The following is a 20,423-nucleotide window of genomic DNA, read 5'->3' as shown; positions in this document are numbered from 1 at the left end:
AGCAAGAGACGGAGAACGGCAAAACTGGCAAAAAAGCGAAAAACGCGCCTGCGGAAGTGGTGATGCTGGCGAGGACACTCCGCAAAGCTCTGTCAGCACTCGTGCTCACGCCAGACGTGTAAACGTAACTTCGCCGAACGCAAACAGCCCGAGCGCCAAAGGTACTGGACGAATACAGGCATTTGACGATTTTATAACCCGGTCGCTATAATCGCGGCCTTTTCTCGGTTTGCCGCCCATGAAGCACATCCGGGGAGCGCAGCGCGGAATCCGGCATCCCGGGCAGGTGCTGCATCTGCAGCTCGTTCTGCTTGTGCTCGTCACGGGAATCGCTTGGCAGCTCGAGGGGCCGGCGGCCGCCGAGGCAGCTTTTTGGGGTGTGCTGATCGCCCTCGCGAACACCGGTTTGCTGATGTGGCGCATGCGCCGGGGCGAGCAAGGGGCGGCAATGGCGTGCCGCCCGCTCGCGGGGGCTTACCGATCCAGTCTGGAGCGCTTCGCGCTGGTCGCCCTGCTGCTTGGCCTGGGGCTAGCCGGGATGGGCTTGGAACCCCTGGCGCTGACGGCGGGCTTCGTCGTGGGCCAACTGGGGTGGTTCATCGCCCCCCTGCTGCGAGGCGCGGATCCTGAGGGCTTGTGAAAAATGCCGTAGTCGCCTTCGCTACGGGTTTTTCACAAGCTCTGAGCAAAGAAACGAAAAATGTCATCAGAAAACCTGACCTCGTCCGACTACATCAAGCACCACTTGCAAAACCTCACCTTTGGCAAGCTCCCCGCCGGGACGGAGCGCGAGATCGATGGCCAGAAAGTGGTGTTGCAGCAGGACACTTGGACCTTCGCCCATTCGGCCGGGGAGGCCAAGCAAATGGGCTTCTGGGCGATCCATGTGGACTCCATGTTCTGGTCCGTCACACTGGGCTTGGTCTTCCTTTGGTTCTTCCGACGGGTCGCCCGGCAGGTGACTGCGGGCGTGCCCGGCCTTGCGCAGAATTTTGCTGAGTGGATCTGCGAGTTCGTCGATACCAACGTGCGCGGCTCCTTCGCCGGCAAGAACGACATGGTGGCGCCGCTAGCCATCACCATTTTCGCCTGGGTTTTCCTCCTCAATTTGATGGACCTGTTGCCGGTGGACTGGCTACCCTTCCTTGCGGGCCAGTTGGGCCACAGCCTGTTGGGCGTGGAGCCACACCACGTGTATTTCAAGGTTGTGCCCACCACGGATCCCAACATTACCTTCGGCCTGTCACTCGCGGTGTTCGTGCTGATGCTCTACTACAGCATCAAGATAAAGGGCGCCGGCGGCTTCCTTGGGGAGCTCACCCTGCACCCGTTCAGCTCCAAGAATCCCCTGCTGCAGGCGCTGTTCATTCCCATCAACTTCCTCCTCGAATTCGTGTCCCTGTTGGCCAAGCCCTTGTCGCTGTCGCTACGACTGTACGGCAACATGTACGCCGGCGAGATGATCTTCATCTTGATCGCGCTCATGTATGGCGGCTGGATCCTGGGCCTGTTCGGCGGCTTGCTGCAATTGGGCTGGGCCATCTTCCACATCCTGATCATCACGCTGCAGGCGTTCATCTTCATGACGCTCACCATCGTGTACATGGACATGGCGCACACGGTGCCCGAGCACCACTGAGACACCCGCAAAGGTTTTGGTTTGATTCTTTGATTCTGAAAACAGGAGAGTGCAATGACTGAAATCCAAGCAATGCTGATCATCGCCGGTGCCATCATGATGGGCCTGGGCGCCTTGGGTGCCGCCATCGGCATCGGTGTGCTGGGCGGCCGATTCCTGGAGGGCGCCGCGCGCCAACCCGAGCTCATCCCCATGTTGCGGACCCAGTTCTTCATCATGATGGGTCTGACCGACGCCGTGCCGATGATCGCCGTGGGTGTGTCGTTCTACGTCATCTTCGCCCTGGCTGGTTAAGCCTGTCTTTGACAGGCCCTCTCAAAGGGTAGACGCATGAACATCAATCTCACCTTGATTGGGCAGTCGATCACGTTCGCCGTGTTCGTCTGGTTCTGCATGAAGTACGTGTGGCCGCCCATCATGGCTGCCCTGGCCGAGCGCAAAAAGCTCATCGCCGACGGGCTGGCCGCCGGTGAACGCGGCAAGCACGAGCTGGAGCTTGCCTCCAAGCGCGCCGCCGACGTGCTGCGCGAGGCCAAGAGCCAAGCGGCGGAGGTCATTGCCCAGGCGGAAAAACGCGGCATCGAGATCGTCGAGGAAGCCAAGAACGCTGCCAAGGCCGAAGGCGACCGCATGATTGCCGCGGCGCGCGCCGAAATCGAACAGGAAGCCACCCGTGCCCGCGAGATGCTGCGGGAACAGGTGGCCGCTCTGGCCGTGGCGGGCGCCGAGCGCATCCTGCGTCGTGAGATCGACGCCAAGGCTCACGCCGACCTGCTCGAAGCCCTCAAGAAGGAACTCTGATGGCCGAACTCGTCACCATCGCGCGGCCCTATGCCGAGGCGGTGTTCCGCATCGCACGGGAAAGCCAGGCCTTTGCCGATTGGTCGCGCATGCTGAGCCTTTGCGCCACCGTCGCCAAAGACCCGCAGATGGCGGCCCTGATCCATGATCCGAATGTCCCGGCCGCCGAGCTGGCGCGCCTTTTCCTGGGCGTGTGCGGCTCCGAGCTCAACGATGCCGGCCGCAACTTCATCCAGCTCCTCAGCGACAACGACCGCCTAGCGTTGCTGCCTACTATCGCCGAGCTGTACGAAGCGCTGCGTCGCGAGCACGAGAACGAGCTGGAAGCGGTGATCACCTCGGCCTTTCCCCTCACCGAAACACAGGTGCAGGACCTCGTGGCGGCGCTCGAGAGGCGCTTCGCTTGCCGCGTCAAGGCTCGTACCCAAGTGGATCCCGACCTCATCGGCGGTGCCCGCATCACCGTGGGTGACGTGGTCATCGACGGCTCCGTCGCCGGCCAGCTCGCGAAAATGGCGTCCGCGCTCAAATCTTAGGAGTAGCTATGCAACTCAATCCCTCTGAAATCAGCGAACTGATCAAGAACAAGATCCAGGGCCTGGAAACCGGCGCGGACACACGTACCCAGGGCACGGTGGTGTCCGTCACCGACGGCATCGTGCGCATCCACGGCCTGTCCGACGTCATGGCCATGGAAATGCTGGAATTCCCTGGAGACACCTTTGGCCTTGCGCTCAACCTGGAGCGCGATTCGGTGGGTGCGGTGGTCCTCGGTGATTACGAACACATCACCGAGGGCGATACCGTCAAGTGCACCGGTCGTATTCTGGAAGTGCCGGTGGGGCCGGAACTGCTTGGTCGCGTGGTGGACGCCCTGGGCCGGCCCATCGACGGCAAGGGTCCTATCCATGCCAAGCTCACCTCGCCGGTGGAAAAGATCGCCCCCGGCGTGATCGCCCGCAAATCCGTCTCGCAGCCGGTGCAGACGGGCCTTAAGGCCATCGACTCCATGGTGCCCATCGGGCGCGGCCAACGGGAGCTGATCATCGGCGACCGCCAGACCGGCAAGACCGCCGTGGCGGTGGACGCCATCATCAACCAGAAAGGTCAGAACATGACCTGCATCTACGTGGCGATTGGCCAAAAGGCCTCCACCATTGCCAACGTGGTGCGCAAGCTGGAAGAGCATGGCGCCATGGAATACACCATCGTGGTGGCCGCCTCTGCTTCCGATTCGGCGGCGATGCAGTACATCGCCCCCTACGCCGGTTGTGCCATGGGCGAGTATTTCCGCGACCGTGGCCAGGACGCGCTAATCGTCTATGACGACCTCACCAAACAGGCCTGGGCCTATCGTCAGATCTCACTGCTGCTGCGTCGTCCGCCAGGTCGCGAGGCCTATCCCGGCGACGTCTTCTACCTGCACAGCCGGCTGCTGGAGCGTGCCGCGCGGGTAAACGAGGAGTACGTCGAGAAATTCACCAACGGCGAGGTGAAGGGCCGCACCGGCTCCCTCACCGCCCTGCCCATCATCGAGACGCAGGCCGGCGATGTGACCGCCTTCGTCCCCACCAACGTGATTTCCATCACTGATGGCCAGATCTTCCTGGAGACCGACCTGTTTAATGCCGGCATCCGTCCCGCCATGAATGCCGGTATCTCGGTGTCCCGTGTGGGGGGTGCCGCCCAGACCAAGGTGATCAAGAAGCTAGGGGGTGGCGTGCGTCTGGCGCTCGCCCAGTATCGCGAGCTGGCGGCCTTCGCTCAGTTTGCTTCCGACCTGGATGAGGCCACCCGCAAGCAGCTCGAGCGTGGCAAGCGCGTGACCGAACTCATGAAGCAGCCCCAGTTCAGCCCGATGAGCGTGGCGCAGATGGCGGTTTCGCTGTTCGCCGTCAACCGCGGTTATCTCGATGACGTGGACGTGAAGAAAGTGCTGGCCTTCGAGGCGGCGCTGCAGGCGCACATCAAGAGCAAGTATCCGCACATCCTCGAGAAGATCTCCGCCACCAACGATCTCGACGAGGCTACCGAGAAGGACCTCGCCGCTGCGGTCGAGGACTTCAAGAAGACGGGCACCTACTGAGGACGCATGCCAGGCCTTGCCTGCCTTCACTGCTTGAGGAAACACAATGGCTAGCAGCCGCGAGATTCGTGCCAAGATCAACAGCGTCAAGAACACGCGCAAGATCACCAAGGCCATGGAAATGGTGGCCGCCTCCAAGATGCGCAAGGCGCAAGAACGCATGCGCGCCGCGCGCCCCTACGGTGCCAAAATCCGCGCCGTGATGCGGCGCATGAGCTATGCCCGCACCGAGTATCGCCATCCCTTGCTGCAAAAGCGGGAACAGGTGAAGGCAGTGGGCTTGATCGTGGTCACCTCGGACAAGGGCCTGTGCGGCGGCCTCAACACCAACGTGCTGCGGGTCGCGCTGGCGAAGATGCGCGAATGGGACGGCCAGGGTAAGCGGGTGCAGGTATGCGCCATCGGCAACAAGGGCTTCGGCTTCATGCAGCGCATGAATGCCAATGTGGTGTCCTATCTCACCCATATGGGCGATACGCCCCACATGGACAAGCTCCTGCCGCCGGTGACGGTGATGCTGGACAAGTACATGGCGGGTGAGATCGATGAAATCCACCTCTGCTCCACGGTCTTCGTCAATACCATGAAGCAGGAGCCGGTGCTGCTTCAGCTCGCTCCCATCGTCGATCAGCCGGACCAGCTGTCGCGCATCGAGGGCGGCGAGGATCGCGGCATCTTCGAGCACCACTGGGATTATATCTACGAGCCCGAAGCCAAAGTGGTGATCGACACCCTGCTCAAGCGCTACGTGGAATACACCGTCTATCAGGCGGTGGCGGAACACATGGCCTCCGAGCAAAGCGCGCGCATGGTGGCGATGAAGGCCGCCAGCGACAATGCCGGCAACCTGATCGACGAACTCACCCTGGTGTACAACAAGACGCGCCAGGCGGCCATCACCAAGGAACTCTCGGAGATCGTCGGCGGCGCATCGGCGGTGTGACGCCACAGGCGATGGAACACGCAAACCGCCACGTGCGCTCTGCTCACCGCCGGGGCTTTGCAAGACGAAAGATTTTGAATCTGACTATCTAGGAAACGACCATGAGCCAAGGAACAATCGTTCAGTGTATCGGCGCGGTGATTGACGTACAGTTCGATCGCGCCTCGATGCCCAAGGTTTACGATGCGCTGAAAGTCGCTGGCACCGATCTCACCTTGGAGGTGCAGCAGCAGCTGGGTGACGGCGTGGTGCGCACCATCGCCTTGGGCTCCACGGATGGCCTGCGCCGCGGCCTCAAGGTGGAGTCCACCGGTGCCCCCATTTCGGTGCCCGTCGGGCCCAAGACTCTGGGCCGCATCATGGATGTGTTGGGCCGCCCCATCGACGAGAAAGGCCCGATCGGTGCGGAGCAGACTGCCTCCATCCACCGCCATGCACCCAAGTTCGACGAGTTGGCCGCCTCACGCGAGCTGTTGGAAACCGGCATCAAGGTGATCGACCTGATTTGCCCCTTTGCCAAGGGGGGCAAGGTCGGTCTGTTCGGTGGCGCTGGCGTGGGCAAGACCGTGAACATGATGGAGCTGATCCGCAACATCGCCGTGGAGCACTCCGGTTACTCCGTATTCGCCGGCGTGGGCGAGCGCACCCGCGAGGGCAACGACTTCTACCACGAGATGAAGGAAGGCGGGGTGCTGGACAAGGTGGCCCTGGTCTATGGCCAGATGAACGAGCCGCCCGGCAACCGCCTGCGGGTCGCGCTTACGGGGCTGACCATGGCCGAATACTTCCGCGACGAAGGCCGCGACGTGCTCTTGTTCATCGACAACATCTATCGTTACACCCTGGCCGGTACCGAGGTGTCGGCCCTGCTGGGCCGCATGCCTTCCGCAGTGGGTTACCAGCCGACGCTGGCGGAAGAAATGGGCAAGCTGCAGGAGCGCATCACCTCCACCAAGGTGGGTTCCATCACCTCCATCCAGGCGGTGTACGTGCCGGCGGACGACCTGACCGACCCTTCGCCTGCCACCACCTTCGGCCACCTGGACGCGACCGTGGTGCTCTCCCGCGACATCGCCGCCCTGGGCATTTATCCCGCCGTGGATCCGCTTGATTCCACCTCGCGCCAGCTCGACCCGCTGGTGGTGGGGGAGGAGCATTACACCGTGGCGCGGCAGGTGCAGGCCACGCTGCAGCGCTACAAGGAACTGCGTGACATCATCGCCATCCTGGGCATGGACGAACTATCGCCAGAAGACAAGCTGGTGGTGGCCCGCGCCCGCAAGATTCAGCGCTTCCTGTCCCAGCCCTTCTTCGTGGCGGAGGTGTTCACCGGCCAGCCTGGCAAGTACGTGCCTCTCAAGGAGACGATCAAGGGCTTCAAGGCCATCGTAAACGGCGAATACGATCACTTGCCGGAACAGGCCTTCTATATGGTGGGCACCATCGAGGAAGCCGTCGAAAAGGCGAAGACCATCCAGTAAGGCGCAAGGCGGCGTCGCCGCTGGCGCCTTGCCGCCTGCGCCCCACACGGTAAGACCCGACGGGAAGACAAAGGTATGGCAATGACGATACATGTGGATGTGGTGAGCGCGGAGCAGCTGCTCTACTCTGGTCCGGCCGAGTTCGTGATTCTCCCCGGAGAAGCGGGCGAGCTGGGCGTCTATCCTCGCCACGCGCCCCTAGTCACCCGGCTCAAGCCCGGTTCGGTGCGGGTGAAGGTGCCGGATAGGGAAGAGGAAGAGCTGATTTGGGTCAACGGCGGCCTCCTGGAAGTGCAGCCCGACGTGGTGACGGTGCTCTCGGACAGCGCCGTGCGCGGCAAAGATCTGGACGAAGCCAAGGCCCTGGAAGCCAAGCGCGCTGCGGAGGAAGCCATGAAGAACCGTACCGGGGCCATGGAGATCGCCAAGGCCCAGGCCGAGTTGGCCGAGGCCGTGGCGCAACTGGCGGCCATCCAGCGGTTGCGCAAGATCAAATAGCGCTTCCCTCGCTGCATCAGGGCGGCTTTGCCCGCCTTTTTTACGTTCCGCGTCTTGCGTCCGCAAGCCAGCGTTTATAATCGGCCTGGTTCCTTTTCTGGCCGCTTTGATGAGCTTTCCCGTCAACGTCGTCGTGCTCGCCGCAGGCAAGGGCACGCGCATGTATTCCGACCGCCCAAAGGTACTGCACCCGCTGGCGGGCCGCCCCTTGCTTCAGCATGTGCTGGACACCGCGCGCCGCCTGGCGCCTGCACGCCTGTGCGTGGTCTATGGCTACGGCGGCGAGGCCGTGCCGGCCGCCCTCCCCGCTTCGGACATTCATTGGGTACGCCAAGCGGAGCAGCTGGGCACTGGGCATGCCGTGGCCCAGGCCCTGCCCCATCTGGTGCAAGAAGGCATCACGCTGGTGCTCTATGGCGATGTGCCGCTGACCCCGGATACGACCTTGAGGCGGCTGCTGGAGCGCGCCGGGCCCGAGCGGCTGGCGCTGCTTACCGCCCATTTCCAGGATCCCACCGGCTATGGCCGCATCGTGCGCGATGGCGACGGTCGGGTGCTGCGCATCGTCGAACAGAAGGACGCCAGCCCCCGCGAGAAGGCTATTACCGAGATCAACACCGGCATCCTGGCCGCCCCCACGGTCCGACTAGGCGACTGGCTTGGCCGCCTGTCCAACGCCAATGCCCAGCGTGAGTACTATCTTACGGACATCGTCGCCATGGCGGTGGCCGAAGGTCTGCCCATCGAGACCGTGCATCCCCATCACGAATGGGAGGTGCTGGGCATCAATAGCAAGCTGCAGCTCGGGCAACTGGAGCGCATCTACCAGCGCAATCTGGCGCGGGCCCTGGCGGGTGCGGGCACCCACATCCTCGACGTGGACCGCATCGACGTCCGCGGTGAGCTCACCTGCGGTCGGGATGTCGTCATCGATGTCAACTGCGTGTTCGAAGGCCGCGTGCACCTGGGTGACCGCGTGCAGGTGGGTCCCCATTGCGTGCTAAAAGACGTGCTCGTCGCCGAAGACACGCAAATTCAGGCTTTTAGCCACATCGACGGCGCCCAGCTCGGCCCTGCGTGCCGAATTGGCCCCTTCGCCCGCATCCGCCCTGGCACGAGTCTCGCTAACCACGTCCACGTCGGCAATTTCGTGGAAATCAAAGCCAGCGAGATCGGCGAGGGCAGCAAGGTGAACCACTTAAGCTACGTGGGCGATGCGAGCGTAGGCCGGCGGGTGAACATTGGTGCCGGCACCATCACATGCAATTACGATGGCGCCAACAAGCATCGCACTGTGATCGAAGATGATGCCTTCATCGGTTCCGATAGCCAACTTGTGGCGCCAGTGACCGTGGGCGCGGGCGCGACCCTAGGCGCTGGCACCACGCTCACGCGCGATGCCCCCGCGGGCAAGCTCACCTTGTCGCGCGTGAGACAGACCACCGTCGATGGCTGGCAGCGGCCGGTGAAGAAGAAATGAAGCGACAGACGGGGCGCTCATCGGGCCCCGAGGGAGACCCTCCATGTGCGGCATCGTAGGGGCCATTGCCCGGCGCAACGTCGTTCCCCTGCTCATCGATGGCCTGCGCCGTTTGGAATATCGGGGCTACGACTCTGCCGGTGTGGCTGTCATCGACGGCGGCATCCGCCGCGTGCGCCGCGTGGGGCGCGTGGCAGAACTGGAAGCCGCCGCGCGGGAGCTGAAGCTCGCCGGCGAAATCGGCATCGGCCACACCCGCTGGGCTACCCACGGGGGTGTCACCGAGCCGAATGCCCATCCCCACGTCTCGCGCGATCTGATCGCGGTGGTGCACAACGGCATCATCGAAAATCACGAAGCCAAGCGCGAAGCGTTGCGCCTGCTCGGCTACGAATTCGAATCCCAGACCGACACCGAAGTCATCGCCCATCTGGTGCACTACCACTATCAGCGGCAGCACGATCTCTACGCTGCAGTCCGCGCCGCTGTGGAAGAGCTGGTCGGGGCCTATGCCATTGCCGTGGTGGCCTTGGACGAGCCGGATGAAATGGTGGTGGCGCGCATGGGCTGCCCGCTCTTAATCGGCCTGGGCGATGGCGAGAACTTCATTGCCTCTGATGTTTCTGCCGTGCTAGCCAGCACGCGGCGGGTGATCTACCTGGAGGAGGGGGATGTGGCCATCGTGCGTCGCGACGGGGTGGAAGTCCATGATCGCGCCGGCCGCCTGGTAAAGCCACGCATCCACTTGAGCGACGTCTCGCTCGCTTCTCTGGAGCTTGGGCCCTACAGCCACTTCATGCAGAAGGAGATCCACGAGCAGCCGCAGGCGCTGGCCGATACCATCGAGCCGGTGCTTCAGCACGGCTTCGTGCCCGAGCTGTACGGTGTGCCCGCGGCGGCTTTGCTGTCGCAGGCGAGAAGCGTACAGGTCTTGGCCTGCGGCACCAGTTTCTACGCGGGCTTGGTGGCGCGTTACTGGCTGGAGGCCATCGCCGGCCTGCCGTGTGCGGTGGACATCGCCAGCGAATACCGCTATCGCCCCGTGGTGGCGCGGCCCGACCAGTTGGTTGTGACCATCTCCCAGTCCGGCGAGACACTGGACACGCTGGAGGCCTTGAAATACGCCAAATCCCTGGGCCAGGAACTCACCCTTTCCATCTGCAACGTCCAGGAAAGCGCCATACCCCGTGCGTCCCGGCTGGTGTTTTACACTCGCGCCGGGGCGGAGATCGGTGTGGCCTCCACCAAGGCGTTCACTACGCAACTCATCGCCCTGTTCGTGCTCACCGCAACATTGGCCAAACTAAATGGTCGCCTGTCGGCCGAGCAGGAGGCCGCTTACCTGGAAGCGCTGCGCCAGTTGCCAGGCAGCGTCCAGCACGCCCTCAACCTGGAGCCGCAGATCCAAGTCTGGGCGGAGCGCTTCGCCAGCAAGCAACATGCGCTGTTCCTTGGTCGCGGGTTGCACTATCCCATCGCCCTCGAAGGCGCCCTCAAGCTCAAAGAAATCTCCTACATCCACGCCGAGGCCTACCCTGCGGGCGAGCTCAAGCATGGCCCATTAGCGCTGGTAGACGCTGACATGCCAGTCGTGGTGATCGCCCCCAACGATGCCCTGCTGGAGAAGCTCAAGTCCAACATGCAGGAGGTCCGTGCCCGCGGCGGCGAGCTTTATGTGTTCGCCGATCTGGACAGCCATTTCACCGAGTCCGAGGGGGTGCACGTGATCCGCACGCCGCGTCATGCCGGCATGCTCTCCCCGGTGGTGCATGCCATTCCGGTGCAACTGCTCGCTTACCACGCCGCTCTGCAGAAAGGCACCGACGTGGACAAGCCACGCAACCTGGCGAAATCCGTCACCGTGGAATGAGCACGGCTGTCGCGCCACGCGTTCTGAGGAGTACAATGGCCCCGCTGCGGGGCGCTCCGCGGCATCGAGATGAACGAGAACACTGACCCCATCCTGCAAAGGAGAAAAATGAATCTCAAGACGCTTTCGCTGAAAGAGCTCAAATCGCTCAAGGGTCGTGTGGAGAAGGAAATCGCACGCCGTGCCACCGCCGAGAAGAAAAAGGCGCTCAAGGAACTGGCCGCCATCGCAGCGGCAAGGGGGTTTGAACTGGAGGAGCTCTTGGGCACCCGGCGTGGCCGCGCCAAGCCCGTGCGGCGTCGGGCGCCTGTGCGCACCAAGGGCCCGGCGAAATACCGCAACCCGGACAATCCCCAGCAAACCTGGAGTGGGCGCGGCCGCAAGCCGCAGTGGGTGCAGGCCTGGCTTGCTGCCGGAAAGTCTCTGGACGCCCTCAAGCTCTGAGCGCCACCCGCAGCCGTGGCTCGTGGCGATAAAGTGCGTATTCGGTCGGTGCGTGGCACCTTCCGTGGACCCCGCGCAAGGGCGGCCCGGAAAACGGCCCTGGACTTGCTCTACTGCGCGGGCGAGAGCAGGGGCGGTCAGACTGGAAGCCCGCTTCCGCGGCCGCAGCCTGTAAACTGCTGTTGCCACGCTTGCTAGAGGGTTCGGCGCAGGAGGGGATTCTTGGCGGTCATCGCCGTATTCAACCAGAAGGGGGGCGTGGGCAAGACCACGACCACCCTCAATGTCGCAGCCGCCCTCGCGCGCATGGGCAAGGACCCCATCGCCATCGATCTCGACCCCCAAGCTCATCTCACCCTGTCCGTGGGGCTTGCCCAGATCACTGGTGCCGATTCTGTTGCGGCTTTCTTCCGCGAGGAAAAAGTGCTGGCCCAGCTCACCCGCGAGCTACCCAACGGCGTGCGCATCATTCCCGCCCACATGGAGCTATCCAAGATCGAGGCGCTTAATGGGCGTAGCGCCAGCGCCGCGCGCCGACTCAAAGCGGGACTCGAGGAGGAGCTCGCGCGCGAGGGCGTGCCCATTCTGATCGACTGCTGTCCCATGCTGGGTGTGCTGTCCCTGAATGCCATCCTCGCCGCGGACCGGGTGCTGGTACCGGTGTCGGCAGATTTCCTGTCCTTCCAGGGGGTGCGCAAGCTGGATCTTGCCCTGCGTGCGCTGGAAGGTCCCTTGGGGCGGCGCATCGAAAAGCGCATCGTCCTGACGCGCTTCGACGCGCGGCGCAAGCTGGCTTTCGAGATCCATGAGAAGCTGCGCGAGCGTTTCGGCGATGAGGTGTGCGAGACCCGCGTAGTGGAAAACGTCGCACTCGCCACGAGCCCCACGGTCGGTAAAGACGTGCTGGCTTTTCAGCCCGGAAGCCCAGGCGCGCGCGACTACATGCGCCTCACCCTGGAGTTATGGGACAGGGGTTTCTTCACTTAAGCCGGTGCGCCGCCCCGAGCCTCAGATGGGGCAGATCATCTCGCCCAGCTTCTGGGTTAAGCGCAGGTTTTCCCGATAGTCCACGGGGCAGTCGATGATTGCTACGGTATCGCACGCGAGCGCCTCGCGCAGCACGGGCAGCAACTCCTCTGTGCGCGAGATGCGAAAACCGCGCGCGCCGAAGGCTTGCGCATATTTCACGAAATCCGGATTGGTGAAGCGCACGTGGGCACTGCGCCCGAACTGGATCTGCTGTTTCCACTCGATGAGGCCATAGGCCTGGTCGTTCCAGATCAGGATCACCAGCGGCAGGGCCAGGCGCATGGCGGTCTCGATTTCCTGGGAATTCATCAGGAAGCCGGCATCCCCCGTCACAGCCACCACCTTGCGCTGCGGGAAGTTGAGCTTGGCCGCCACTGCACCGGGCACGGCGATACCCATGCTGGCGAAACCGTTGGAGATGACGCAGGTATTGGGTCGTTCGCAGGGATACATGCGCGCCATCCACAGCTTGTGGGCGCCCACGTCGCAGATCACGATATCTTCCGGCGCCAAGGCCCGGCGCAGGTCGGCGACGATGCGCTGAGGCTTGACCGGAAACTCTACGTCGTCGTCATCGGCATGCAGCTCGCGCAGGATGGCCTCATGCAGGCGCTCATGCAGCGCGCCGTGATAGGGCCGGGCCAGTCCCGCCACGGCGGCCAAGGTGGCGCGGAAGTCTCCCAGCGCGCCGTCGGTCACCTGATAGAAGGCGTCCACCTCCGCGGGGTGGGTGTCGAGGTGGATGATCTTTCGGTCGCCGGAACGGTGCCATAAGCGGGGTGGATATTCCACCAGGTCATAGCCCACACAAATGATCACGTCGGCCCGATCGAAGCCGCAGGAAACGTAATCGTGGGCCTGTAGCCCCACTGTTCCCAGGGACAGCCGATGGGAATCTGGGATGGCGCCCTTCGCCATGAAGGTGGTGACCACCGGAATGTTCAACTTCTCCGCGAAGGCCACCAGCGCGTCGCAGCAACGCGCGCGTACCACGCCATTGCCGGCGAGGATCAAGGGGAATTGGGCCTGGCTGATCACTTCGGCCACCGCCGCCACCCGTTCCGGTGCGGGATGGGGCAGCGTCACCGGCACCGGCCGCAGCGGTTGCGCCTCCAGGTCTGCGATGTGGGCGATGTTTTCCGGGAACTCGATGAAGCAAGCGCCCTGCTTGGCGCTGCTCGCGGTCTTGAAAGCCTTGCGCACGACTTCCGGGATGATCTCCGGATTGAGGATTTGGGTGGCGTACTTGGTGATGGGCTGGAACAGATTGACCAGGTCCAACACCTGGTGGGACTCCTTGTGCAGGCGGCTGGTGGCTGCCTGTCCCGCGATGGCCACCACTGGGGCGTGGTCCAGATTGGCATCTGCCACACCGGTGACCAGATTGGTGGCGCCGGGGCCGAGGGTGGACAAACACACGCCCGGCCGCCCGGTCAGGCGCCCCTCCACGTCTGCCATGAAGGCTGCTCCTTGCTCGTGACGGGTGGTGATGAAACGAATGGACGAGCCCAGCAGGGCATCCATCACGTCGAGGTTCTCCTCCCCGGGCACGCCGTAGATGAAGCGAACGCCCTCCTCCTCCAGGCAGCGTACCAGCAGCTCCGCCGCTTTCATGGTTTAGCCTCCTTTCGCACCTGACCGAGCATAGCACCGCGGCGGTCGGGCCTGAGGCAAAAAAAAGCCCCGATGGGAGTCGGGGCGGAAAGCACTAGTTGAACAGAAACAAGCATCACACTTGCGCTGCCAATATAACACAAAAACCACGGATGTCTAGTCTTTTCCGACCACGCCGGCGGGGGCCAGAGGGCCCGCCGCCCCGGGCCTTCGGCCCGTCGGCCGGGGAAGGTGCGCCAGGGAAGCGCGCATGGCCGCTGGCGCACGGGGTGAGGTGAGCCAATAGGGCTGGCGCCGCGGCGCCAGCCGGCGCATCCGGAGGGATGGGTCAACTCGGCGGTTTGCCGCCTTCGCGGCGGCGCACGAGGCCCTGCTCCAGGGCCAGGGTGGCCACCTGCACCCGGTTGGCCAGGCCCAGCTTGTCCAGGATGCTGCGCAGATGGTTGCGCACGGTGTTTTCTGACAGGCCCAGCGCCTCGCCGATGGCGCGGTTGCTCATGCCGCGCGCGACATAGGTGACAATTTCCAGCTCGCGCTGGGAGAGCTTGTCGAATACTTTCTGGGTCAGTTCGCCGCGCGCCATTTTTTGCATGATGTGGGCGGGCAGCATGCTGTGACCGGCATGCACGGAGCGGATGGCTTGCAGGATCTGCTCCGGTTCGCTGGATTTGAGGATGTAGCCATCGACGCCCCGCTCAATGGCGTCACGGATCTCGTGATCTTCGTCGGCGATGGTGAGCATTACCACGCGCAGGCCAGCCCGCTTGAACTCGCTCACCAGGGAGAGGCCATCGCCATCGGGCAGTCCGCGGTCAAGCAAGGCCACGTCCGCCTGGCCGCCCTGTTCCAGCCACTGGCGCGCATCGGCCAGGGTGGCGAATTGTCCGGTGATGGCCACGTCGGGCTGGTTGGCGAATAGATGCTCCAGGCCCTTGCGGAACAGGGGATGGTCGTCTACCAGGATCACGCGGATGGTCATGGGGCGCGCCTCAGAGCCATCTCATCGCTGCGCCGCGTGTTGTCGCCAGGCGAGAGCGATGAGTTCGTTGAGCACCGGAAAGAGTTTCTCGTGACTGCCCGTCATGCTGCTGGAAGTGCGGTATTTTCCGTCCACGATCATGCTAGGCACGCCCTCGATGCCGTAAGCGCTGGTGAGGTCCCGCGCCTGCTGTACCTTGGCCTGCACGCCGAAGGCGTCGTAGGCGGCGCCGAATTTCGCAGCATCGATCCCCCTTTGGGCCACGAAACGCAGCAGTGTGTCCCGATTGTTGAGGTTGATGCCCTGCAGGTGGATGGCGTTGAACAGGTCACCGTGGAGCTTTTCCACCACGCCGAGCGCTTCCGCGGCGAAGTAGGCCTTGGCCAACGGCACCCACGCGTCATTGAATATGGCAGGCAGGCGCCGAAAGTAGGCATGACGCGGGAGAGTTTTAAGCCAGCGGTTGATTAGCGGCTCCAGCTCGAAGCAGTGGGGGCAGCCGTAAAAGAAGAACTCCAGCACTTCCACCCGCTTCGGGTCCAGGGTGGGCTGGGGGAATTCCACCAATGCATAGTCACGTCCTGCCACCAAGGTGGCGCGCGCAACGCCGGCAGGAAGACAAGCAAGCGCCGCAGAAGCGGCGGCGAGGTTCAAGAATTGGCGGCGATCGGTCATGGCGGGCTCGGCTCCTCGGGGGGTCGAATCTGAAACGGGGGATTAGCGGGCCACTGCTTCCTTCACCTTCACCAAGGTGGCCTGGATGCCATTTTGCGCCAGGGTGGCTCGCACCTGGGACATTTCGTCCAGGCTGGTAAAGGGCCCGATGCGTACCCGATGCCACACGCCTTTGTCGGGCAGTTCGGTGCTCTGTACCGTGGCCTCCACGCCCATCAGGGCAAGACGCGCCTTGAGGTTATCGGCATCGCTCTGGTTCTGGAAGGCACCGGCCTGCAGGAAGAGCTGCTCCTGGGTGCCGGGTACGGGTTGTTTCCCCTCCTGGTCGGTCACCGGTTCTTCCGTGCCGGGCAGGATGTTGTAGAAATCGAACCGGGGTTTGCGGTTGTCCGCATCGGCCTTGGTTTGGGCCTCTGCTGGGGGCTTGGCCGGTTCCGGTTTGGCGGCGGGGGGCGCTTCCGGCTGGCGGAAGCCGCGCGTGAGCGATGGCACATACCAGGCCACGGCGATGGCGGCACCCAGGCCGATAAAGATGCCGATCAGGATGCCAGTCAGCATCGGGTTGCCCGCGCCGGAGCGGGGCGCGCTGCGGGGTTTGTAATCTTTGTTCATGGCTCGTCGAATTTCCTCAGAAGGGGTGGACGGCTCACATCTTTGCCGGCGCCGACACACCCAGCAGTCCAAGCCCATTGGCGAAAACCTGGCGTGCCGCGGCCACCAGGGCGAGGCGTGCGAGCCGAACCGCTTCGTCTTCGACCAGGAACTGTTCGGCATTGTAGTAGGTGTGGAAATCGCCTGCGAGATCGCGCAGATAGTAGGCGATGTGATGGGGAGCAAGCTCGCGCGCAGCAGTTTCCACCGTTTCCGGATAAGCGTCCAGCCGTTTGGCGAGTGCCAACTCGTGGGTGCTTGTCAGCCGTGAGACGTCGGCATCGCTAAGCAGCGCCAGATCGCCTCCCCAGCGAGTGAGCACGCTCACCGCGCGGGCGTGGGCGTACTGGATGTAATAGACGGGGTTTTCGTTGCTCTGCGCCTTGGCGAGCTCCAGATCGAAATCCAGATGCTGGTCCGACTTGCGCAGCACGTAGAAGAACCGCGCGGCATCATTGCCCACTTCGTTGCGCAGTTGGCGCAGCGTGACGAATTCGCCCGCGCGGGTGGACATGGGCACCCTCTCTTTGCCGCGATAGAGCACCGCGAACTGTACCAGGGCCACGGTGAGGCGTTCGGCATCCAACCCGAGCGCGGTTAGCGCGCCCTTCACTCGCGCCACATAGCCGTGATGGTCGGCGCCCCAGACGTCTATCACGCGATCGAAGCCGCGCTCGAACTTATTGAGGTGGTAGGCGATGTCGGACGCGAAATAGGTGTACTGGCCATTTTCCCGCTGCACCACGCGGTCCTTCTCGTCGCCGAAGGCGGTGGAACGGAACCACAGCGCACCGTCCTGACGGTAGAGATGGCCCCGGCTTTGCAAAAGCTCGATGGCGCGCGCTACCAGGCCACTTTCATAAAGAGATTTCTCCGAGAACCAGTTGTCGAACACCACCCCAAACTCGGTGAGATCGTTACGGCAGTCACCCAGCTGCTCGGTGAGAGCCAGGTCGTGCACGTAGGCATAATCCTCGCCCAAAAGCTTTTTGGCGTTAGCGATCAGTTGATCCAGATGGCCCTCCGGATCCGCTTCCGCCGAGGGGGCGCCGTCCAGCACGTGCCAGGGCTCGTGCACGTAACGGTCGCCATGCTGGGCGTAGATCACGCGCGCCATGTCGCGCACGTATTCACCCTGGTAGGCATTTGGCGGAAACGGAACGTTGATACCGTTGAGCTCCAGATAGCGTAGCCAAGTGGAGAGCGCCAAGATGTCCATCTGCCGGCCCGCGTCGTTCACGTAAAACTCTCGGGTTACGTCATAGCCCGCGGCGGCGAGCACGTTGGCGAGCGATGCGCCATAGGCGGCGCCCCGCCCATGACCCACGTGCAGGGGACCGGTGGGATTGGCCGAGACGAATTCCACCTGCACCTTGATCCCCTTGGGCTGGGCCCGGCCGAAAGCTTCGCCCCGCGCCAGGATCAGCGGCACGATGCGCTGCTTGGCGGCCTGGTTGAAAAAGAAATTGATGAAACCTGCGCCGGCGATTTCCACCTTCTCCAGCCAGGGCGATAAGGGCAGCGCATCGACGATGTCGCGCGCCACCTCACGCGGATTACGCGCCAGCACCTTCGCGAGCTGCATGGCCACATTGCAGGCGAAGTCTCCGTGGGTGGCCTGGCGCGTGGGCAGGACTTCGATGCCCACGGGCGTGTCGGATGCGACCACCCGTAGCGCATCGGACAACAGGTCAACGAGATGGGATTTGAGATGGGACATGGTGGAATAGGAAAAAGGCGATTATACCGCCGGCAGGGTGAATTCAGGGTTCCAGGGGGTCCACGTCCAGCGCCCAGCGCACGTTGCGCACCTGGTGCCTCCTGAGTACTGGCAGCCAGGTGGAAAGGAATTGCTTGAGCAGACCGCGCGAAGCGGATTCCACCAAGAGCTGGGCCCGTTCCTTGCCGGCCAACCGCGGCAGCAGCGCCGGCACCGGGTCGTACACCTCCACCCCCGGCAGCCGTGGTGCCAGCGCTTGGGCCTTACGCAGGAAATCCAGGGTGGATTCCATGCGGTGGGCCTCGGCGCGTAGCAGCGCTTGGAAGGTGAAGGGCGGCAGGCCCAAGGCTTCGCGCTCGGCGAGCAGGGTATTGGCGAATTCCCGGTAATTGCCATGAGCCAGCGCGGCGAACAGGGGATGGCCGGGAAAGGCGGTCTGGATCAGCACCTCGCCATGGGCGCAGGCGCGGCCGGCGCGGCCTGATACCTGCAGAAGTTGCGCGAACAAACGCTCGGATGCGCGGAAGTCGGCGCTATACAGGCCGCTGTCGGCATTCACGATGCCCACCAAGGTCAGCCGTGGGAAGTCGTGGCCCTTGGTGAGCATCTGGGTGCCCACCAGGACGTCTACCTCTCCTGCCTGCACCTGGCGCAACATTTCCGGCAGGGCGTCGCGCCGCCGGGTGCTGTCGCGGTCCACGCGCAGGATGCGCGCTTGCGGCAGAAAACGTTGTAGGGCCCGCTCCAGCCGCTGGGTCCCTTGCCCCAGTGGCGTGAGTTCGAAAGCGCCGCAGGCCGGACACTGGCGCGGGATGACTGCCCCGTGGCCGCAATGATGGCAACGCAGGCGCTTTTCCCTCAGGTGCACCACCAGCTTCGCCGCGCAGCGGGGGCAGCCGGCGAGCCAACCGCAGGCGGGGCAGGCGAGTGCCGGCGCAAAGCCGCGGCGATTGACAAATACCAAGCTTTGCTCGCCCCGTTTGAGGCGCTCTTTGAGCGCACGCACCAGGGGCGCGGTCAGACCGTCCGTCACCGGCTCCCGCCGCAAATCGATCAAGGTCAGGCGCGGCGCACGGGCCGCTTGCACGGCGCGCGTGGACAGGGTGAGTAGGCGATAGCGGCCGTTCACGGCGTTGTGCCAGCTTTCCAGCGACGGGGTGGCCGACCCCAGGACGATGGGCACCTCGCGTTGCTGGGCACGGACCACGGCCAGGTCGCGGGCGCTGTAGCGCAGGCCGTCTTGCTGCTTGAAGGAAGCATCGTGTTCCTCGTCCACGACGATCAGCCCCAGCTTGGGCAGGGGCGCGAACACCGCCAGCCGCGTGCCGAGCACGATGTCGGCGCGGCCTTCCGCTGCCAGCAGCCAGTGCCGCAGCCGCTCGCCTTCCGCCAGGTGGCTGTGCAGGCTGACGATGACGGCCTCGGGAAAGCGACTCCGAAAGCGTGCCTCGGTCTGGGGCGTGAGATTGATCTCGGGCACGAGCAGCAATGCCTGCCTGCCCTGCGCGAGGGCGTCGGCGATGAGGTGAGCATAGACCTCGGTTTTGCCGCTTCCCGTCACGCCCAGCAGCAACCACGGGACGAAGCCCGCGCCACCGGCACGCACCGCATCTAGCGCCGCCTGCTGTTCCCTAGTGAGGGGCGGTGGGGTATCGGGGCGGTAGGGGCGCGGCGGGGCTTGCACCCGCAAGGGGGCATTGGCCCGTTCCACCCAGCCCCGGGCAAGAAAGTCGCGGATCACCTGTGGGGCGCTGGGGGACAGGGCGAGCAAGGCTTCCCGGCTCAAGTTGCCTTCAACCCGGAGGGCGGCGAGTAGCCGGCGGCGCAGTGCGGCGCGGGGCGGCAGGGTGGCCGGGTCCACCGCCCACCCCGCCTCGGTGAGACGCCAAAGGGGTTCGGTCAACCGCACTGGCGAGCTGCGGCGCAGACGCTGAGGCAGCAAGGTGGCCAGCACCTGGCCGAGGGGATGGTGGTAATAGTCGGAACAGAACGCCGCCAGGGCCAGCACGTCCCCGGGCAGGGGCGGCAGGTCGCGCAGGATGCGGCTCACGGGTTTCAGGCGCACGCCTTCGACGCTGGCCTTTTCGGCCAGCGCCACGATCACCCCCACCAGGGTGCGGCGACCGAAAGGCACGACTGCCAGGCGACCCACGTCCCCGGGCTCGGCACTCGGGGCGAGATAGTCGAAGGGGGCAAAAACGGGAACGTCGAGGGCGACGCGGACAATGGGCATCGGATTCGGCTGGACGGGAAGGCCATATTCTAGCGGGGCCGCGGTCTGTGGATAACTTTGTGCATAGTCTTGCCTGCTGGAGCGCAAAAGCATTCCCTCGTCAAGCATGATCTGCGCCAGCAGCCATGCCGTGGACACAAAAAAGTTACACATCAGTACCTTGCGGCATGGTCTTGATAAAGCCCCTCGGAACCTAGGCCCATTGGGCGCGGTCGAGGGACCTGTGCATAAGTAAAGACTGGAACGTCCGCCCAACCCGTTTGCGGGCGTTGCTCAGGCC

The 20,423-nt window shown here is 63.9% G+C and carries 19 protein-coding genes; 13 read left to right on the top strand and 6 right to left on the bottom strand.

The window, feature by feature from the left end; all coding sequences use genetic code 11:
* Positions 1-238 precede the first annotated feature (238 nt).
* The 13 genes from V6E02_RS05970 (at position 239) to V6E02_RS05910 (ending at position 12,229) form a co-directional block, all read left to right on the top strand.
* Positions 239-640 (top strand): ATP synthase subunit I, encoded by a 402-nt coding sequence (locus V6E02_RS05970; RefSeq protein ID WP_347307864.1) that lies wholly within the window; start codon positions 239-241, stop codon positions 638-640.
* 60 nt (positions 641-700) lie between these two features.
* A complete protein-coding gene (atpB, locus tag V6E02_RS05965; protein WP_347307863.1) occupies positions 701-1,639 on the top strand; it encodes a F0F1 ATP synthase subunit A in 939 nt (312 codons plus the stop codon).
* A 54-nt stretch (positions 1,640-1,693) separates the two neighbouring features.
* Complete coding sequence (atpE, locus tag V6E02_RS05960) at positions 1,694-1,933, top strand: F0F1 ATP synthase subunit C (protein ID WP_347307862.1); 240 nt, start codon at positions 1,694-1,696, stop codon at positions 1,931-1,933.
* A gap of 36 nt (positions 1,934-1,969) precedes the next feature.
* Positions 1,970-2,440 carry a F0F1 ATP synthase subunit B gene (locus V6E02_RS05955; RefSeq protein WP_347307861.1) on the top strand — a complete coding sequence of 157 codons (471 nt, stop codon included), beginning with the start codon at positions 1,970-1,972 and terminating at the stop codon, positions 2,438-2,440.
* Positions 2,440-2,976 (top strand): F0F1 ATP synthase subunit delta, encoded by a 537-nt coding sequence (locus tag V6E02_RS05950; protein WP_347307860.1) that lies wholly within the window; start codon positions 2,440-2,442, stop codon positions 2,974-2,976. Before V6E02_RS05955 ends, V6E02_RS05950 begins: the two co-directional genes overlap by 1 nt.
* Before the next feature lie 8 nt (positions 2,977-2,984).
* Complete coding sequence (atpA, locus tag V6E02_RS05945; protein WP_347307859.1) at positions 2,985-4,526, top strand: F0F1 ATP synthase subunit alpha; 1,542 nt, start codon at positions 2,985-2,987, stop codon at positions 4,524-4,526.
* A 46-nt stretch (positions 4,527-4,572) separates the two neighbouring features.
* Complete coding sequence (atpG, locus tag V6E02_RS05940) at positions 4,573-5,469, top strand: F0F1 ATP synthase subunit gamma (protein WP_347307858.1); 897 nt, start codon at positions 4,573-4,575, stop codon at positions 5,467-5,469.
* A gap of 101 nt (positions 5,470-5,570) precedes the next feature.
* Positions 5,571-6,950 (top strand): F0F1 ATP synthase subunit beta, encoded by a 1,380-nt coding sequence (gene atpD / locus V6E02_RS05935; RefSeq protein ID WP_347307857.1) that lies wholly within the window; start codon positions 5,571-5,573, stop codon positions 6,948-6,950.
* 75 nt (positions 6,951-7,025) lie between these two features.
* Positions 7,026-7,448 carry a F0F1 ATP synthase subunit epsilon gene (locus V6E02_RS05930; protein ID WP_347307856.1) on the top strand — a complete coding sequence of 141 codons (423 nt, stop codon included), beginning with the start codon at positions 7,026-7,028 and terminating at the stop codon, positions 7,446-7,448.
* A 109-nt stretch (positions 7,449-7,557) separates the two neighbouring features.
* Positions 7,558-8,928 carry a bifunctional UDP-N-acetylglucosamine diphosphorylase/glucosamine-1-phosphate N-acetyltransferase GlmU gene (glmU, locus tag V6E02_RS05925; RefSeq protein WP_347307855.1) on the top strand — a complete coding sequence of 457 codons (1,371 nt, stop codon included), beginning with the start codon at positions 7,558-7,560 and terminating at the stop codon, positions 8,926-8,928.
* A gap of 43 nt (positions 8,929-8,971) precedes the next feature.
* A complete protein-coding gene (gene glmS / locus V6E02_RS05920) occupies positions 8,972-10,798 on the top strand; it encodes a glutamine--fructose-6-phosphate transaminase (isomerizing) (protein WP_347307854.1) in 1,827 nt (608 codons plus the stop codon).
* Positions 10,799-10,906: 108 nt separating this feature from the next.
* Positions 10,907-11,242 (top strand): H-NS histone family protein, encoded by a 336-nt coding sequence (locus V6E02_RS05915; protein WP_347307853.1) that lies wholly within the window; start codon positions 10,907-10,909, stop codon positions 11,240-11,242.
* Between the two features lie 222 nt (positions 11,243-11,464).
* Complete coding sequence (locus V6E02_RS05910; protein ID WP_347307852.1) at positions 11,465-12,229, top strand: ParA family protein; 765 nt, start codon at positions 11,465-11,467, stop codon at positions 12,227-12,229.
* Between the two features lie 21 nt (positions 12,230-12,250).
* Here V6E02_RS05910 and V6E02_RS05905 read toward each other — a convergent pair whose 3' ends face one another.
* From V6E02_RS05905 to V6E02_RS05880, 6 genes are all read right to left on the bottom strand, one after another.
* A complete protein-coding gene (locus V6E02_RS05905) occupies positions 12,251-13,885 on the bottom strand; it encodes an acetolactate synthase large subunit (RefSeq protein WP_347307851.1) in 1,635 nt (544 codons plus the stop codon).
* Positions 13,886-14,213: 328 nt separating this feature from the next.
* A complete protein-coding gene (locus tag V6E02_RS05900; protein WP_347307850.1) occupies positions 14,214-14,864 on the bottom strand; it encodes a response regulator in 651 nt (216 codons plus the stop codon).
* A gap of 21 nt (positions 14,865-14,885) precedes the next feature.
* Positions 14,886-15,539, bottom strand: a complete 654-nt coding sequence (locus V6E02_RS05895) for a thiol:disulfide interchange protein DsbA/DsbL (protein WP_347307849.1) — start codon at positions 15,537-15,539, stop codon at positions 14,886-14,888.
* Positions 15,540-15,581: 42 nt separating this feature from the next.
* Positions 15,582-16,151, bottom strand: a complete 570-nt coding sequence (locus tag V6E02_RS05890) for an SPOR domain-containing protein (protein WP_347307848.1) — start codon at positions 16,149-16,151, stop codon at positions 15,582-15,584.
* Positions 16,152-16,185: 34 nt separating this feature from the next.
* Positions 16,186-17,910, bottom strand: a complete 1,725-nt coding sequence (gene argS, locus V6E02_RS05885) for an arginine--tRNA ligase (RefSeq protein ID WP_347307847.1) — start codon at positions 17,908-17,910, stop codon at positions 16,186-16,188.
* A 43-nt stretch (positions 17,911-17,953) separates the two neighbouring features.
* Positions 17,954-20,143: a primosomal protein N' gene (locus tag V6E02_RS05880; RefSeq protein ID WP_347307846.1), complete on the bottom strand. Its 2,190-nt coding sequence runs from the start codon at positions 20,141-20,143 to the stop codon at positions 17,954-17,956.
* Positions 20,144-20,423 lie beyond the last annotated feature (280 nt).

Source organism: Thiobacter sp. AK1, from assembly GCF_039822265.1.
In the GTDB taxonomy this organism is placed as follows: domain Bacteria; phylum Pseudomonadota; class Gammaproteobacteria; order Burkholderiales; family Thiobacteraceae; genus Thiobacter; species Thiobacter aerophilum.
Note: the sequence above shows the minus strand (reverse complement) of the source record. Positions and strands in the feature narration are given on the sequence as shown.

What these genes read in the sequence shown, in the direction of transcription:
- V6E02_RS05970 (WP_347307864.1), top strand. Translation starts at nt 239, where the DNA reads ATGAAGCACATCCGGGGAGCGCAGCGCGGAATCCGGCATCCCGGGCAG.
- atpB (WP_347307863.1), top strand. Translation starts at nt 701, where the DNA reads ATGTCATCAGAAAACCTGACCTCGTCCGACTACATCAAGCACCACTTG.
- atpE (WP_347307862.1), top strand. Translation starts at nt 1,694, where the DNA reads ATGACTGAAATCCAAGCAATGCTGATCATCGCCGGTGCCATCATGATG.
- V6E02_RS05955 (WP_347307861.1), top strand. Translation starts at nt 1,970, where the DNA reads ATGAACATCAATCTCACCTTGATTGGGCAGTCGATCACGTTCGCCGTG.
- V6E02_RS05950 (WP_347307860.1), top strand. Translation starts at nt 2,440, where the DNA reads ATGGCCGAACTCGTCACCATCGCGCGGCCCTATGCCGAGGCGGTGTTC.
- atpA (WP_347307859.1), top strand. Translation starts at nt 2,985, where the DNA reads ATGCAACTCAATCCCTCTGAAATCAGCGAACTGATCAAGAACAAGATC.
- atpG (WP_347307858.1), top strand. Translation starts at nt 4,573, where the DNA reads ATGGCTAGCAGCCGCGAGATTCGTGCCAAGATCAACAGCGTCAAGAAC.
- atpD (WP_347307857.1), top strand. Translation starts at nt 5,571, where the DNA reads ATGAGCCAAGGAACAATCGTTCAGTGTATCGGCGCGGTGATTGACGTA.
- V6E02_RS05930 (WP_347307856.1), top strand. Translation starts at nt 7,026, where the DNA reads ATGGCAATGACGATACATGTGGATGTGGTGAGCGCGGAGCAGCTGCTC.
- glmU (WP_347307855.1), top strand. Translation starts at nt 7,558, where the DNA reads ATGAGCTTTCCCGTCAACGTCGTCGTGCTCGCCGCAGGCAAGGGCACG.
- glmS (WP_347307854.1), top strand. Translation starts at nt 8,972, where the DNA reads ATGTGCGGCATCGTAGGGGCCATTGCCCGGCGCAACGTCGTTCCCCTG.
- V6E02_RS05915 (WP_347307853.1), top strand. Translation starts at nt 10,907, where the DNA reads ATGAATCTCAAGACGCTTTCGCTGAAAGAGCTCAAATCGCTCAAGGGT.
- V6E02_RS05905 (WP_347307851.1), bottom strand. Translation starts at nt 13,885, where the DNA reads ATGAAAGCGGCGGAGCTGCTGGTACGCTGCCTGGAGGAGGAGGGCGTT.
- V6E02_RS05900 (WP_347307850.1), bottom strand. Translation starts at nt 14,864, where the DNA reads ATGACCATCCGCGTGATCCTGGTAGACGACCATCCCCTGTTCCGCAAG.
- V6E02_RS05895 (WP_347307849.1), bottom strand. Translation starts at nt 15,539, where the DNA reads ATGACCGATCGCCGCCAATTCTTGAACCTCGCCGCCGCTTCTGCGGCG.
- V6E02_RS05890 (WP_347307848.1), bottom strand. Translation starts at nt 16,151, where the DNA reads ATGAACAAAGATTACAAACCCCGCAGCGCGCCCCGCTCCGGCGCGGGC.
- argS (WP_347307847.1), bottom strand. Translation starts at nt 17,910, where the DNA reads ATGTCCCATCTCAAATCCCATCTCGTTGACCTGTTGTCCGATGCGCTA.
- V6E02_RS05880 (WP_347307846.1), bottom strand. Translation starts at nt 20,143, where the DNA reads ATGCCCATTGTCCGCGTCGCCCTCGACGTTCCCGTTTTTGCCCCCTTC.